The organism is Cryobacterium roopkundense (assembly GCF_014200405.1).
Lineage (GTDB): Bacteria > Actinomycetota > Actinomycetes > Actinomycetales > Microbacteriaceae > Cryobacterium > Cryobacterium roopkundense.
The window spans coordinates 179021-193907 of the sequence record NZ_JACHBQ010000001.1 but is presented as its reverse complement, the minus strand read 5'-3'; the positions used below and the strand labels follow the sequence as shown (position 1 = coordinate 193907).

At 65.3% G+C, this 14887-nt stretch carries 11 protein-coding genes and 1 pseudogene; 4 read left to right on the top strand and 8 right to left on the bottom strand.

Annotated features, from left to right (window positions below; genetic code table 11):
- Positions 1-236: 236 nt before the first annotated feature.
- Together BJ997_RS00965 and BJ997_RS22025 are read left to right on the top strand one after the other, a co-directional pair.
- Positions 237-1628, top strand: a complete 1392-nt coding sequence (locus tag BJ997_RS00965) for an IS1380 family transposase (protein ID WP_035841060.1) — start codon at positions 237-239, stop codon at positions 1626-1628.
- A 35-nt stretch (positions 1629-1663) separates the two neighbouring features.
- Positions 1664-1954: a helix-turn-helix domain-containing protein gene (locus tag BJ997_RS22025; protein WP_221243913.1), complete on the top strand. Its 291-nt coding sequence runs from the start codon at positions 1664-1666 to the stop codon at positions 1952-1954.
- Here the strand turns inward: BJ997_RS22025 and BJ997_RS00955 are convergent.
- The gene (locus tag BJ997_RS00955; RefSeq protein ID WP_183323215.1) at positions 1851-3278 is read right to left on the bottom strand and encodes an HNH endonuclease signature motif containing protein; all 1428 of its coding nucleotides are present in this window, start codon (positions 3276-3278) and stop codon (positions 1851-1853) included. The two genes, BJ997_RS22025 and BJ997_RS00955, sit on opposite strands and share 104 nt — an antisense overlap.
- Before the next feature lie 238 nt (positions 3279-3516).
- Between BJ997_RS00955 and BJ997_RS21130 the strand changes: the two are divergent.
- Positions 3517-3858 (top strand): annotated as a pseudogene (locus BJ997_RS21130) (integrase core domain-containing protein); the annotation flags it as partial.
- A gap of 29 nt (positions 3859-3887) precedes the next feature.
- Here the strand turns inward: BJ997_RS21130 and BJ997_RS00945 are convergent.
- Together BJ997_RS00945 and BJ997_RS00940 are read right to left on the bottom strand one after the other, a co-directional pair.
- Positions 3888-5708: an ABC transporter ATP-binding protein gene (locus BJ997_RS00945; protein ID WP_035839445.1), complete on the bottom strand. Its 1821-nt coding sequence runs from the start codon at positions 5706-5708 to the stop codon at positions 3888-3890.
- Positions 5705-7555, bottom strand: coding sequence for an ABC transporter ATP-binding protein (locus tag BJ997_RS00940; RefSeq protein ID WP_052542628.1), 1851 nt, complete (start codon positions 7553-7555; stop codon positions 5705-5707). Before BJ997_RS00940 ends, BJ997_RS00945 begins: the two co-directional genes overlap by 4 nt.
- A 437-nt stretch (positions 7556-7992) precedes the next feature.
- Here BJ997_RS00940 and BJ997_RS00935 point away from each other — a divergent pair, with 437 nt between their 5' ends.
- Positions 7993-8682, top strand: a complete 690-nt coding sequence (locus BJ997_RS00935) for a DedA family protein (RefSeq protein WP_052542629.1) — start codon at positions 7993-7995, stop codon at positions 8680-8682.
- A 167-nt stretch (positions 8683-8849) separates the two neighbouring features.
- On the opposite strand, the gene BJ997_RS00930 is transcribed toward BJ997_RS00935, so the two are convergent.
- The 5 genes from BJ997_RS00930 to sucD all read right to left on the bottom strand — a co-directional run bounded on the left by BJ997_RS00930 (position 8850) and on the right by sucD (position 14872).
- Positions 8850-9929: a Glu/Leu/Phe/Val dehydrogenase dimerization domain-containing protein gene (locus BJ997_RS00930; protein ID WP_052542630.1), complete on the bottom strand. Its 1080-nt coding sequence runs from the start codon at positions 9927-9929 to the stop codon at positions 8850-8852.
- Between the two features lie 179 nt (positions 9930-10108).
- The gene (purH, locus tag BJ997_RS00925) at positions 10109-11812 is read right to left on the bottom strand and encodes a bifunctional phosphoribosylaminoimidazolecarboxamide formyltransferase/IMP cyclohydrolase (protein WP_052542631.1); all 1704 of its coding nucleotides are present in this window, start codon (positions 11810-11812) and stop codon (positions 10109-10111) included.
- Positions 11809-12402, bottom strand: a complete 594-nt coding sequence (gene purN, locus BJ997_RS00920; protein WP_035839478.1) for a phosphoribosylglycinamide formyltransferase — start codon at positions 12400-12402, stop codon at positions 11809-11811. Before purN ends, purH begins: the two co-directional genes overlap by 4 nt.
- A 132-nt stretch (positions 12403-12534) precedes the next feature.
- On the bottom strand, positions 12535-13842 hold the full coding sequence (locus BJ997_RS00915) for a cell division protein PerM (RefSeq protein ID WP_035839448.1): 1308 nt from the start codon (positions 13840-13842) through the stop codon (positions 12535-12537).
- A gap of 127 nt (positions 13843-13969) precedes the next feature.
- Positions 13970-14872 carry a succinate--CoA ligase subunit alpha gene (gene sucD / locus BJ997_RS00910; protein WP_035839452.1) on the bottom strand — a complete coding sequence of 301 codons (903 nt, stop codon included), beginning with the start codon at positions 14870-14872 and terminating at the stop codon, positions 13970-13972.
- Positions 14873-14887 lie beyond the last annotated feature (15 nt).

The window sequence follows — 14887 nt, the reverse complement described above, 5'->3', positions numbered from 1 at the left end:
CTCACTTCACAACGGAGGTCCTCATGTCACACGTTAACGCCCGTTTGACCGTTCGCGGAAGGGCCCTTTTGGTCGAAAGGGTGCTCGGTGGTCGGCCTGCCGCGCACGTCGCTAAACCTGAATCCACCGATCGGGATCGAGATCTGACGGCGCGTTAAACCGAGAATGCCCATCTGATCAGGTAAATTAGGACTTGTCAAGAGTTCAGATTTACCAACCAGAGGAGCATCTCGTAGATGCAAGTTTCCCACACCAACCGCGCCGTTTCTGCATCATTCACCGACCCGAATCTCGTGTCGTCGGCGGGCTTGGTCCCGATCATGAAATTAGCCGCCCGTGCGGGGTTGGCGACCTTGGCCGATCAGTGGCTGAGCGTCCCCACCGACAAGGGCGCCAACGCCGGTCTGAAAGTCACGTCTCTGGTCGGCGGCATGGTCGCCGGCGCGGACTCCATCGACGACCTCGCCATTCTTCGTCACGGCGGCATGCGGAAAATCTTCAGCAACTGCTACGCGCCGTCAACGTTGGGGTCGTTTCTGCGCGCGTTCACGTTCGGTCACGTCCGGCAGCTCGACGCCGTCGCTTCCCGCTTCGTGCGGGGCCTGGCCGCGGAAACTCCGTTGCTCGTGCACGACACCGACGGCTACATGTTCCTCGACGTCGACGACACCATCATCGAAGTTCACGGCCACCAGAAGGAAGGCTCCGGCTACGGGTACTCCGGGGTGCGCGGCCTCAACGCGATCCTCGCGACAGTCAAGACGGACGTATCGGCGCCGATCATCATCGGCCAGCGACTCCGGCGCGGTGCCTGCGGATCACCGCGCGGCGCGGCCCGTCTGATCCGTGACGCCCTCGCCACGATCAAACGGCTCCGCGGAGCGGGAAAAGCACGCGTGCTCTTTCGTGCCGACTCAGCGTTCTACGGGCACGCCTCCATCAGCGCAGCCCTCAAAGCCGGCGCCGACGTTTCGGTCACTGCCCGGATGGACCCCGCCATCAAACGAGCGATCGGAACGATCCCCGGCGCTGCCTGGACCGCAATTGAATACACCAACGCCATCTATGACGAAGGCAGCAAAACATGGATCAGTAACGCCGAAGTCGCCGAGGTCCCGTTCACCGCGTTCACCTCGCGCAAGAAGAGCGAGCACATCACCGGGCGCTTGGCCGTGCGGCGGATCCCGGAACTGAACAAGAAAAACCTCGACCAGCCAACCCTGTTCGACACCCACCGATTCCACGCCTTTTTCACCACCAGCACCCTCGACACCGTCACCGCCGACAAAACCCACCGCGCCCACGCGGCGATCGAGCTCGTGAATTCCGACCTCAAAAGCAGCGCCCTGGCGCACCTACCCTCCGGTGTATTCACCGCCAACGCCGCCTGGCTGGTCATGGCCGTCATGGCGTTTAACCTCACCCGCGCCGCCGCGACGATCGCGGGAAACGGTCTCAGCCGATCGACCACCGCAACGATCCGCCGGAAACTTGTCAGCGTCCCCGCACGAATCTCAACCTCGGCGCGGCGCGTGACATTGCACCTGCCCGAACACTGGCCTTGGGAGAAACCCTGGACGGCCCTGTTCACAAAGAACTTCCGGCCCCAACAACCCGCCCCCACCTGACCAACCAGCCGACACCGACATCAACAGGAGCACCAGTGGAACACCCGGGCCGCGAGACCCGGACCACAACCACGCCCGAAACTCCGAAAGCTCGCCGAAACAAAATCAGGATCCGATCAGAGGTCGACCGGTGGATTCAGGCTAAAGAACTCGGCATCTCTCGCCAGTGCGCCTATCGGTGGAGGCGACGCTACCGGTCCGAGGGCGCCGCGGGCCTCACACCTAGCGCTTATAGTGGGGGCCGTCGTGGCCTTTCGGTGTCGGGACCGGTGGTCGCCCGCCTCGTCGCGGAGTTCTCCTCGGATCGACACTGGCCGATGGGATGAAGTACACCACGTTGTCTCTGACCACCACATCCCAGCCCTCACGGTGGATCCTGTGGTGGCACGCACTACAGAGCATCACGCAGTTGGCTTGATTCGTGGGCCCGTCATGCGCTTTGTACCACCGAATGTGATGACCCTCGGCATAGCTCGGCGGCCTGTTACACCCCGCTGTAGCGCAGCCACCGTCCCTTTCGATGGCGGCGAGCTTTTGCGCCGTTGTGAAGAGCCGTTTTCGGAGGCCGAAGTCCAGCACCTCGCTCTTCCCGCCGAGGACCATCGGGATCAGACACGCCTCCGCGGCCATCTTTCGGGCCGTCCCGGCGGAGATTGGCTGTTCGATCCCGTCCAACTGGGCTTCACCCAAACCGCTCTGCAGGGATTCGAGGGTCATCCTCACGATGATCGTCGTGTGATCCAGGGCCCCGAGTCCCTCCGTGCAGGAGAGGGCGTGACGCACGATGTCAATGAAGGCATCGAAGTTCAGTTGCGGCATCGTGCGCCCATCGCCGATGATCTCGTGGTTGTCGCCGCACCCGTCCGGGTCGTCTTTCGCTTCAAACCGCGGTTTGCGCAGTTCTGCGCTGGTCATCCCGTCGATCGCGGTGTCCAGGTACGCCGCTGACACCGGGTCGGCATCGAGAATGTAGCGTTTCATGCCGTTGGGCAGCACCATCCGCTTCAATCCTCGCCGCGACACGAGTACCTCTTCACGGGGTTCCACCCCATCCACGTCGAGGGCATCCCGGTAGCGAATCGACAGCTTCCGCACCGAATCCACCGGGTTGGTTACCGCGAACTCCACTAACTCCTTCTCCGCCGCGTCGAGGTCTTCGGTCGTGGCCCGTGGGGCGGCCTGCGCCAGGTTCGCGGTGATGTACAGGGCCGAATCCACCGGCAGCGCCCCGGCATTCACGGCCTTCGCGACCTCCGAATACTCCGGCGGCAGGTGCTCTCCGATCAGGCTCATCCGAGGCCGAGTCGCCTTCCCGACCCTCACCAACCGCCCGGCCTCCGCCATCGAGATGTGACCGATGTCGGTCAGGGCCGCGGCGGCGTTTCGGTTACCGGTTTGGGCGGCGATGCCGGTGTCGTGTTCAAACCTGTCGTTGAGTTCACCCGCCTCCCGAACCAGCAGCGCCTGCGCCAACCTGACCACCTCGAAAGTCGCCGCCATGCTCGCCAGCAAACCCGCGTTCGTCATCCGCTGCACATCCAACCCTGCGTCCGGTTCCTCCTCAGTGCACACACCACCACCCAAGGAGTGAGAGTACGTATCGGCGAGTGCCGCCGTACTCTCCACGAGGAGGTCCGTTGAAGTGGTCATGACCTAATTTTCCCAGCGACCACCGACATTCACGGGCCCTAAACAGCCCTGATCGGGCCATTTTGTGAAAAACTCCCAAAGATTCTTCCCTGTGGAGGAGAAGTCCTTCGCTCACGACGAGGGCCGTGCTGGAGTCGGACTCCAGTGCCCAGGCTTCAGGGGCGTGACTAGGCTGGCCTCATGGGCGAGTGGCAGGGCATCGGCGGCGTAGCCACCGTGAGCGACCAAGCCACCGGGCCTGCCAAGCGGGGCGGCGTTCTTTGCCGAGAACGGGATCTCCCACATCGAACGCATCATCTCCGACAATGCCTTCGCCTACCGAAAATCAAACGCCTTCACAGCCGCCGTCGCGAAGATCGGAGCCGTGCAACGCTTCATCAAACCGCACTGCCCCTGGACCAACGGCAAGGTCGAACGCCTCAATCGCACCCTCACCACAGAGTGGGCCTACGCACCTAAATACACGAGCAACCACGAACGCGCCGAAGCCCATGCGCCATGGCTGAACTTCTACAACACTGAACGCATCCACACTGGAATCGGACAGACACCGCTCAGCCAAGTGTCACCAACCTCATGACTCAGTACAACTAGCTCGCCCCTCGTCGGCTACACGAGGGACTCGCGCCAGGCCGCGTGCAGCCTGGCGAACCGCCCCGTGCCCGCGATGAGATCGTTCGGGGTGCCGTCCTCAACCACGATGCCGTGCTCCATCACGAGCACCCTGTCGGCGATCGAGACCGTCGACAGGCGGTGGGCGATGATCACGGCGGTGCGGTCGCTCAGGAGCGTCTGCAGCGCCTCCTGCACGAGGCGCTCGCTCGGGATGTCGAGCGATGACGTGGCCTCGTCCAGGATGAGCACGGCCGGGTTCGCGAGGAATGCCCGCGCGAACGAGATCAGCTGACGCTGCCCGGCCGACACCCGCCCACCGCGCTTGTTCACGTCGGTGTCATAGCCGTTCGGCAGGGATTCGATGAAGTCGTGGGCGCCCACGGCACGCGCGGCCGTCATGATCTCGGCCAGCGTCGCATCCGGTTTACCGATCGCGATGTTCTCCGCGACGGAGCCGCTAAACAGGTAGGCCTCCTGGGTCACCATGACGATCGCCCGGCGCAGGTCTTTCGGGTGCAGGTCGCGCAGGTCGACACCGTCGAGCAGCACACGCCCCTCGCTCGGGTCGTAGAACCGACTCATCAGCTTGGCGAGCGTGGATTTTCCGGCACCCGTCGACCCGACGAGGGCGATGGTCTGCCCGGCCGGGATATCGAGGTCGAAGTGCGGCAGGATCACCCGGTCGGTCTTGTACGCGAACTTCACGTTGTCGAAGGTGACGTTTCCCGACGCCGCTCGCAGATCCACGGGCGCAAGGGGATCTGGCACGCCCGGTCGTTCCTCGAGCACGCCGGAGATCTTCTCGAGCGCGGCCGCGGCCGACTGGTAGGAGTTGTAGAACATCGCCATCTCCTCCATCGGGTCAAAGAAGCGCCGGGCGTAGAGCAGCGTGCCGAGCAGCGCACCGACCGCCAGGTCCCCGTCGACGACGCGGAAGCCGCCCACGAGCAGCACGGCGGCCACGGTCACGTTTCCGATGAGCACGAGTCCGGGGTCGAAGATTCCGAAGAGCTGGATGACCCGCGCGTTCACGTGGCGATAATCCTCGACGAGTCCCCCAAACTCCTTCTCGTTGCGCTTCTCCTTGCGGAAGGCTTTGACCGCGCGGATGCCGGTCATCGTCTCGACGAAGTGCACGATCAGGCTCGCGGACGCCGTGCGCGACTGCCGGAACATGGTTTGCGAGCGCACCTGAAACCAGCGGGTGAGCAGTGCGAGCGGCAGCAGCGCCGCGAACAGCACCAAGCCGCTCGTGCCGTCGAGCAGGAACAGGGCAACAGCCGTGAACGTCATGTAAAGCATGCCCTGCACGAGCTGGTTGATGCCCGAATCGAGCAGTTCCCTGATCGCGTCGAGGTCGCTCGTCTGTCGGGAAATGATGCGCCCAGACGTGTACGACTCGTGGAATTCGAGGCTGAGTTTCTGCGTGTGCAGGAACACCCGCTTGCGCAGATCGATGAGCACGTTCTGGCTCACCCGCGCCGAGAGGATGGTGTACCAGGCGATCAGGATCGCGCCGAGCGTTCCGGTAATGAGATAGACGACTCCGGTGAGGCCGAGAGGCATCCAATCGTCGTCTCGCAGGGCCGGTAGCCCCTTGTCGATTCCGTACGCGATCAGCGCCGGGCCGGCGACCTGCGCGGCCGTGGATACGACAACAACGAGCATCGCCAGGATCACCTGGCCGCGCACGGGGCGCAGCAGGGATCCGAGCAGGCGCAGCGACCGCATGCGCAAACGCCTGCTTTCAGCCTTGGTGAAATCGTGGCGCTCCTCGCCACGCACTCCTGTGACGCTGCCTCCTGTGACGCTCACAGCGCCTCCTCCGCTCTCGTGGTCTCTCGTCGTTCTTCGTCTTCCAGGCTGGAGATCACGAAGGTGTAGTGCGGGCTCGTGCGCAGCAGCTCGGAGTGCGTTCCGACGGCGGTGATGCGGCCGTCTTCGAGCAGGGCCACCCGGTCGGCGAGCATCACCGTGGACGGGCGGTGCGCCACGATCAGCGCCGTGGTCGACACAAGCACCTCACGCAAGGCGGTCTCCACGAGCGATTCGGTGTTCACATCAAGGGCGGAGAGCGGATCGTCCAGGATCAGCACGGCGGGTTTGGCCGCCACGGCGCGCGCGAGGGCCACGCGCTGGCGTTGTCCGCCCGACAGGCTCATGCCCTCTTCGCCCACGAGCGTGTCGACGCCCTGGGGCAGGTCGTGCACAAAAGACGCCTGCGCGATGGTCAGCGCCTCGTCGAGCGCGGCATCCGCTGTCCCTGACGCCTCGGTGTCATCGCGTCCGAGCAACACGTTGTCGCGCACGGAGGCGGAGAACAGCGTGGCGTCTTCGAACGCCATCGCGAGGTGGCGGCGCAGGTCTTCGCGACCGAGGTCGCGAATGTCCACGCCGTCGAGCGTCACCCGGCCACCTGTCACGTCGTACAGCCGCGTGGTGAGGGCCGTCAACGTAGATTTGCCGGAGCCGGTGAGACCCACGAGAGCCATCGTCTCCCCCGGCTCGAGCACGAGGTCGACCCCATCGAGCAGGTCGGGAAAGCGCTCGGGCGAGTCCGCGTACCGGAAATGCACGTTCTCGAAGGCCAGGCGTCCTCGGGGCAGGTCGATGGCTACCGGCTCGTCGGGGTCGGTGATCGAGTTGGGTGTGTCCATCACGTCGAAGAACCGGTCAGTGGCCGTGCGCGCGTCGAAGGTCATCGAGAGCAGGAAGCCGATCGACTCCACCGGGAAACGCAGCACCGTCGCCGTGGCGAAGAACGCCAGAAGCTCGCCGACGCTGAGCTGGCCCTGGCTGGTCAGCCATACTCCGGCCACGAGGCCCAGCGCGAAGGCCACGTCGGGCACGAGGAGCAGCCACAGCCAGATACCCGCAATGGCCCGCGCCTTGGCGATCTCGGTTCCGCGCAGGCTTTCGGCCTGCGAGGAGAAATTCTTGAGCGCAAAGCTGCCACGCCCGAAGGCCTTGAGCACACGGATGCCGTGCACCGATTCCTCGACGGCCGTCGCGAGGTCGCCGGCCTGGTCCTGGCTCCTCCTGGCGATCACGGAGTACTTCTCCTCAAAGACGAACCCGTAGATCCACAGCGGAATCGAACAGACCACGAAGATGACTCCGAGGATCCAGTTCATCGAGACCAGGATGACAACGCCGATCACGATGGTCAGGAAATTGACCACGATGAGCACGAGGCCGAAGGATACCCAGCGGCGAATCAGGTTGAGGTCGCTCACGGCACGGGACAGCAACTGCCCGCTCGGCCAGCGGTCGTGGAAGGTCACGGGCAGGTCCTGCAATCGCGCATAGAGGCCATTGCGCATCCGCGCCTCAATATGAGTGCCGGGCGTGAGAACCAGCCAGCGCCGCAGCGCGATCATGATGGCCTCGAGCACACCGAGGCCGAGCACGATGAAGACGGCTGGCCAGATCTGGCTCGGGTCACGGTTCGCCAGCGGCCCGTCGACGAGCCTCTGCAACACCTGCGGAATGGCGAGGGCCACGAGGCCGGCGAGCAGGGCTGCCACCATGCCGAGCGCGATGCGCGGCAAAGCGGGCTTGGCGTAGGGATAGAGCCGGATGAGCGAACGAAAGGTGCTCGTGCGCGGCGTGGGCGGGGGTTCGATGGGCGGATGGGGAGGATGGGCGGGTCGTGCGGTCATGGTGTGTCCTGAATGTGCCGGCGACGAGTCACCGATGGAACGAGTACGGGTCGACAGGGAGTCGACGGATGTGGGAAGGCGGGTCTTCCCACGGCGCAGCAGCTGATGATGCCGGCCGGGAATGGGAACAGGTGACGCAGGCGAGTGGTCGCCGGGTGCGTGCGCCTAGAACGCCTCAGCGGTTCGCGGGGCGGAGCCGACACCGAAACCGACGCTGGAGCCAACACTGGCGAGCGTGAACTGGGCTGTCGTGGTCATGTCGGCCTCCTGAGCGCGTGAAACTTTTGTGATGCCCCCCTGATCAGGCAGCCTTTCAGAATATGGCTCTTCGGGGGGCAAAGGCAAGGAAATCTTTTTTATGCACGAAGCTGTGATGCGCGTGAACTACTCTAGGTGGCGGGTTCGTGCGCGTCTGCCGGCTCAATGGAAGGACGTTCATGCATCCCATGCTCTTCGGTATTGACTTTCTCGACTCGGAATGGCTGATCCATTCCTTCGGATCATTCGTGCTGATCGGCGTCGCGGCTATCGTGTTCGTCGAGACCGGGTTCATCGTTCTGTCGTTCCTACCCGGCGATTCGCTGCTCTTCACCGTGGGCCTGCTCACCGCCACGGGATTCGTGCCCTTCCCCATCTGGGTCACCTGCATCGTGGTGTTCATCGCCGCATTCGGCGGCGACCAACTCGCCTATTACATCGGGCGAAAAGCCGGTCCCGCTGTCTTCGCCCGCGAGCAGAACCGCTTCTTCAACCCAAGGAACGTGGAACACACCAACGCCTTCTTCGCCAAGCACGGCGGCAAGGCCATCGTGATGGCGCGCTTCCTGCCCATCTTTCGCGCCTTTGTGCCCGTCGCCGCGGGCGTCGGTCGCATGCGCTATCGCTCGTTCGTCGGCTTCAACCTACTCGGTGCCTTCCTCTGGGGCGTCGGCCTCACCATGATGGGCTTCCTGCTCGGCCAGATCCAGTTCGTGGCCGACTACTCCGAGTACTTCATCATCGCCATCGTGCTCATCTCGGGCATCCCGATCCTGCGCGAGCTCTACAAGGCTGCGCGCAACGCCCGCAAGTCCCGCGGCAAAGCTCCCGTGGCCGAGACGGCCCTTCCCGCCGAGCTCGTCGACTAGCGCCGCGAGGGGAGCTTCTGGAAAGTCGCCCGTCGACGCTCGGACCCGACGCGAGCCTGAGGAGCGTCTCGCCAGGTCTCGATCGCTCGTGCCTCGACCAGCGCTTGGATCGAGCCTGTCGCTTGGATCGAGCCTGGCGAGATTGTGGCTGGACAGGTGCGGGCTAGTTAGCTCGCGGCGTTCAGGCGGGCCGCGGCGAGGCGCTCGGCGGCGACGAGGGTCGTGATGCCCTCGGTGTGCGCGTCCGTGAAGATCTGCGTCACCACGTCGGCGATAGCGTCGACTCGGGCCGTGATGCTCGCGAGGTCGGCGTTGGGCTCGCTCGCCATGGCCAGGTAGACCACTCCGCCGGCGTTCACCACGAAGTCGGGCGCCCAGAGGATGCCGCGGGCGTCGAGTTCTGCGGCGCCGGACGGGTCTTCGAGCTGGTTGTTGGCCGCTCCCACGACGCCGAGCACGTTGAGCTCGCCGATCACGGTCGAGGTGAGCACGCCGCCGAGGCCGCACGGCACGAACAGGTCAGCCTGGATGCGGTGCGCTCCGGCAACGGGTACCCAGTCCGCGCCAAGCTGGTCTGCGAGCTCGCGCTTGTCGGGGTTGATGTCGGTCACCGTGAGGGTGGCTCCGGCTGCGGCGAGGGCCACCGCGAGGCGACCGCCCACCTGGCCGAGGCCGGAGATCACGAGGTGACGGCCTGTCACGTCCCGGCTGCCGTACAGCGCCTCGAGGGTCGCGACGATGCTCGCGTACACCCCGGCCGCTGTGGCGTCGGCTGGCTCGCCCACGCCGCCGCTGGAGGCGGGGAGTCCGCAGACGTGCTCGGTGCGCTCCTGCACGATGGCCATGAGCTCGGCGCTCGTGCCGACATCCTCTGCCGTCATGTAGGCGCCGTTGAGGCTCTCGATCGCGTCGCCGAGGTCGAGCATGGCGTCACGCTTGTCTTCGTCGCTCAGCACCACGCCGAGCGGCAGGTGGATGACCGACTTGCCGCCACCCAGGTTGAGGCCGGCTGCCGCGTTCTTGAGGGTCATCGCCTGGGAGAGGCGCAACGCGTCGGCCACGGCATCGGTCCAGTCGGGGTACTGCCACATGCGCGCGCCGCCAAGGGCCTGGCCCAGCTTGGTTGAGTGCACGGCAACCGTGATCACGAGGCCAGAGCGCTTTCCCGTGCTGATCAGCACCTGCTCGTGGGTGAACGGAATGCCGGCCAGCGCTTCCAGCGACGGTGATGGTTGCGTGAGTGTCATGGGGTTTCTCCTTGAGACCTGGCCTTGTGGGCGCGGTTGTCGGCACGCGGGTGTCGTGCGTGCAGACACAAGACTAACGAAAAGGACGACAGAGCGAAACAGCCACTTTCGTGGGCCTCAATTATGCACAAAGCACCCTCGTCAGATCAACGAGGGTGCTTTGTGTACAGTTTTTCTGATCAGTGGAAGAAGTGACGCTCTCCCGTGAAGTACATGGTCACGCCGGCCTCGTTGGCCGCCGCGATCACCTCTTCGTCGCGAACCGATCCGCCGGGCTGCACGACGGCGGTGACGCCGGCGTCAAGCAACACCTGCAGACCGTCGGCGAACGGGAAGAACGCGTCAGAGGCGGCAACCGAGCCCTCAGCGCGGTCGCCCGCGCGGCTCACCGCGAGGTGGCAAGAGTCAACGCGGTTGACCTGGCCCATGCCCACGCCCACGGATGCCCCGGCGTGCGCGAGCAGGATGGCGTTCGACTTCACCGAACGGCAGGCCTTCCAGGCGAACTCAAGGTCGGCGCGAGTCGCGGCATCCGCTTCGGGTCCGGCCGCGAGCGTCCAGCCTTCCGAGCTGAAATCGTCGAAGGTGTCTGTCTGCTGCACGAGCAGGCCGCCCGAGATCTGACGCAGCTCGAGCGAGGACCGCTCGTAGTCTTCAGGCAATTCGAGGAGGCGGATGTTCTTCTTGGCCATGAGCACGGTGAGAGCCTCCGGCTCGAACCCGGGGGCCACGAGCACCTCGGTGAAGATGTGACTCACGGTCTCGGCCATCGCCAGGGTGACGGGGCGGTTGGCGGCGATCACGCCGCCAAACGCGCTCATCGAATCGCAGTCGTGCGCGCGGTGGTGGGCGGACGCGATGGAATCGGGCGTCTTCGGGCCGGCGACGGCGATACCGCACGGGTTCGAGTGCTTGACGATGGCGACGGCCGGCTCGCTGAAGTCGTACGCGGCGCGCACCGCGGCATCCGCGTCGACGTAGTTGTTGTACGACATCTCTTTGCCGTGCAGTTGAACGGCCTGGGCGATGCCCCTGCCTCCCTCGCCCACGTAGAGAGCGGCCGCCTGATGCGAGTTCTCCCCATAGCGAAGGATCGCGTCGCGCTCGGCCTCGATCATGATGCCATCGGGGAACGGCGAGTCGAGGGGAAGGTCGTCGTCGCCGGTCTCGTCGTCATCTTCCATCAGGTCGCCCTCGAGGATCTCGACGTCGTCCTGCCACTGGTCGTAGACGTTCTCCGTGAACCAGGCGGAGACGCTCAGGTCGTAATCCGCCGTGTGCTCGAACGCGAGGGAGGCGAGCTTCTGGCGCAGCTTGAGGGTGGATCCGCCGGCCACGACGGCATCGATGATCTCGCCGTAGTTGGCCGGATCGACCACGATGGCGACGTTGGCGTGGTTCTTGGCGGAGGCGCGCACGAGGGCAGGTCCGCCGATGTCGATCTGCTCGATGACCTCGGCCGGTTCGGCACCTGACTCGACGGTCTCGACGAAGGGGTAGAGGTTGACGACGACGAGCTGGAAGGCCTCGATGCCGAGGTCGTTCAGCTGCGACTCGTGGGATTCGAGGCGCAGGTCGGCGAGGATACCGGCGTGAACGCCCGGGTGCAGTGTCTTGACGCGACCGTCGAGGGACTCGGGAAAGCCGGTGACGGCCGAGACATCGGTCACGTCGTGGCCGGCCGCACGGATGGTGGCTGCCGTCGAACCCGTCGACACGATTTCAACGCCGGAGGCGGCCAGGGAGCCGGCCAGTTCAAGCAGGCCGCCCTTGTCGCTGACCGAAATGAGGGCGCGCGTGATCGGGACGAGGTCCCGATTGCGGTAGAGGCTCGCGGCGTGGCTCGCGTGGGTCGTCTGGCCGATTTCGGTGTTACCGCTCATACGTTGGAGTGCTCCTTGAGGTTGACGTGTCCGTTGGCGATGTCGAGGATCGCCTGCACGAGCAGGCGTCGTTCAACGGTTTTGATGCGGTCGTGCAGGGAAGTCTCGGTGTCATCGGAATTGACCGCGACTCGCTCCTGCGCAATGATCGGTCCGTCGTCGACGCCGTTGTCAACCACAATGATGCTCGCACCTGTCTGCGTGGCGCCGGCGGCAAGGGCATCGCGCACACCGTGCGCTCCGGGAAACTCGGGCAGGTAGGCCGGATGCGTGTTGATCAGATTCGGGGAGAGCGCCGCCACCACGCGGGGCGGCAACAACCGCATGAGCCCGCTGAGGATCACGAGGTCGGGCTTCCACTGCTCGATCTGGGCGAGCAACTCGTCTCCCCACGCCGCCCGATCGGGGAATGACGTAAAGGGAACCGAGAAGGTGGGGATACCAAATTCCTCGCCGAGGGCAAGACCGTCGGCGTCGCGGTCGGCGCCGATGGCCACGACACGGGCGGGATACTCGGCGTCTTCTGACGCCTCGAGCAGGGAACGCAAGTTGGATCCCCCGCCGGAGATCAATACGACCAATGACAGCACAGGATCGAGCTTACCGTTCGGGAGCATGGTCCCGGGTATCCGGCTCGGCCGGCATCCGCTCCCGCGCGTCGCTACCGCCGCGTGCTACCGCCATAGCGGGCGCGTCGTCCCGTAGCGGCGCGCTGGCATCCGTTAGCGACCGCGCGGCTTCACTGTGGCGCGCGGGCGACGGGTGCGAACTCGCGGCACAGTGACCTTCGCGCCCACCAGCATTCCGATCGCGGCGGCCACGCCGATCTCGGCGGCGGCCAGCGCGCCCACGAGCAGCGGGTCCGGCCCGATGTCCGACAGACGGCCGGGGCCGATCGATCCGGACGACCACCACGCGAGCAAGCCCAGGATCACTCCGGCGACCACGCCCATGCCGAGCCCGCTCAGCACGTGCTGGAGCGCACTCCGTTCGGGCATCCCCGGACGGTCGAGCAGCTGGCGCACGATGACCGCGGCAATGAAACCGATGAGAATCGGCACCAGCAACCCGAGGAATCCCCACGCCGGCGTGCCCTGCGGAAGCACGCCGAGGATCGGCAGCCCGGGAATCGGGCCGAGCATCGCCCCCGCCGGCGACACGTTCGTACCCACGCCCACGGCAATGCCCGGACCGACGAACCAGGCCATGGTCCAGATCACGAGGTTGGGCACGAGGGCGAGCTGCGCAAACGTGATCGTCGCGCCGCCGAGGATGCCGGCCTGGATCGCTTCATACAGGCCGATGATCGTGGCGTAGTTCAGCACTATGAGCACAAAGAAGGCCACGGCAGACACCGCCATGATGGCGGCGCCGGCCGCCGCCCCGCCGCGCAGGGCACCCGAGATAACGGCGCGCGTGGTCTGTTGCAGTCGACGATAGCGATCACGGATGCCGAGGCTCACGGGGTCCAGTCGCTCTCCCGTGTTCTCGTGGCCCGAGTTGTGCTTGAGCACGAGGTCGTGGCGCACCCGGGCGCGCTCGGCGCCGAACAGCACACCGGAGCCATAGATGAGGGTGGGCACCAGGGTACCCTGCAGCGCCGACGGGGTCACGGTGTCGCCCAAGGCCGAGAACGTGGCCAGGGTGGCCATCAGAGCGTAAACGGCGACGGCGGACACAACCCCCACCCACAGGTGCGGAGTCTCCGCCGCACGGCGGCCGGTGAGAACACCCAGAAGCACGGTGACGACAGCGAATCCGAGCGGTGCGAGAGTGAGCGAGAACGGGGCATCCGCTCCGGGCAGGCCGACGGCGGCCGCGACGTCCGGACCCAGTTGAACCGTGAGGTCGACGCCGTTGCCGAGCAACCACACGTCCACAGCTGCCCGCCAGAACACGAACCACTCGATGGAGAGCCCGAAGTGAGCCGCCCAGAGTATCGTCAGCGGCACGAGCGCAATGCCGACGCCGATGGCGACAACAAGCAGCGCCTCGAGGGCGGCGAGTAAGGCGGTCGTTGTGCGGTTCATCCGGTCTTCGAGCCTACCCGGCCTCCCGGCCTGCAACCGGCACCTCTCCCGGCGATCTTGGCTTGGACTGAACAATAAAGGGCCCGTCGCGATGCGACGGGCCCTTCACTCGGTGCGTGGTGCGTTGTTATAGTGCAGCGACCTTCAGCTCGGCCAGGGCAGCACGGAGCAGGGTTGCAGCCTCGCTCGGTGTCTTGCCGACCTTGACTCCGGCGGCCTCGAGGGCCTCCTTCTTGCCCTGCGCGGTTCCGGCTCCGTCGGAGACGATGGCGCCGGCGTGGCCCATGGTCTTGCCCTCTGGAGCGGTGAAACCGGCAACATAGCCGATGACAGGCTTCGTGACGTGAGCCTTGATGTACTCGGCGGCCTTCTCTTCGGCGTCTCCACCGATTTCGCCGATCATGACAATCGCGAGGGTCTCCGGGTCAGCCTCGAACGCCTCAAGGGCGTCGATGTGCGTGGTGCCGATGATGGGGTCGCCACCGATGCCGATCGCGGTGGAGAAGCCCAGGTCGCGCAATTCATACATCATCTGGTACGTCAGGGTGCCCGACTTCGAGACGAGGCCGATGGGTCCCTTCACGGTGATGTTCGCGGGGGTGATGCCCACGAGCGCTTCGCCGGGCGTGATGATGCCGGGGCAGTTCGGACCGATGATGCGGGTCTTGTTGCCCTTGGCCTTGGCGTACGCCCAGAACTCGGCGGAGTCCTGAACCGGCACGCCTTCGGTGATGATGACGAGCAGCGGGATCTCGGCATCGATCGCTTCGATGACGGCGTCCTTGGTGAACACCGGCGGCACGAAGACGATGGAGACGTCAGCGCCCGTTTTGGCCACGGCCTCGGCGACTGTGCCGAAGACGGGCAGCTCGACCGCACCGTGAACGACGGTGGTGCCTGCCTTGCGCGCGTTCACGCCGCCGACGACCTGGGTACCGGCCTTGAGCATGAGGGCGGTGTGCTTGGTGCCCTCACCTCCGGTGATGCCCTGAACGATGACCTTGGAGTCCTTGTTGAGGAAAATTGACATTCGTTGGCTCCTTAG

Bases quoted from the DNA above. Each gene is read 5' to 3' on its own strand.
- BJ997_RS00965 (WP_035841060.1), top strand. From the start codon at position 237: ATGCAAGTTTCCCACACCAACCGCGCCGTTTCTGCATCATTCACCGAC.
- BJ997_RS00940 (WP_052542628.1), bottom strand. From the start codon at position 7,555: ATGACCGCACGACCCGCCCATCCTCCCCATCCGCCCATCGAACCCCCG.
- sucD (WP_035839452.1), bottom strand. From the start codon at position 14,872: ATGTCAATTTTCCTCAACAAGGACTCCAAGGTCATCGTTCAGGGCATC.
- BJ997_RS00935 (WP_052542629.1), top strand. From the start codon at position 7,993: ATGCATCCCATGCTCTTCGGTATTGACTTTCTCGACTCGGAATGGCTG.
- purH (WP_052542631.1), bottom strand. From the start codon at position 11,812: ATGAGCGGTAACACCGAAATCGGCCAGACGACCCACGCGAGCCACGCC.
- BJ997_RS00955 (WP_183323215.1), bottom strand. From the start codon at position 3,278: ATGACCACTTCAACGGACCTCCTCGTGGAGAGTACGGCGGCACTCGCC.
- BJ997_RS00915 (WP_035839448.1), bottom strand. From the start codon at position 13,842: ATGAACCGCACAACGACCGCCTTACTCGCCGCCCTCGAGGCGCTGCTT.
- BJ997_RS00930 (WP_052542630.1), bottom strand. From the start codon at position 9,929: ATGACACTCACGCAACCATCACCGTCGCTGGAAGCGCTGGCCGGCATT.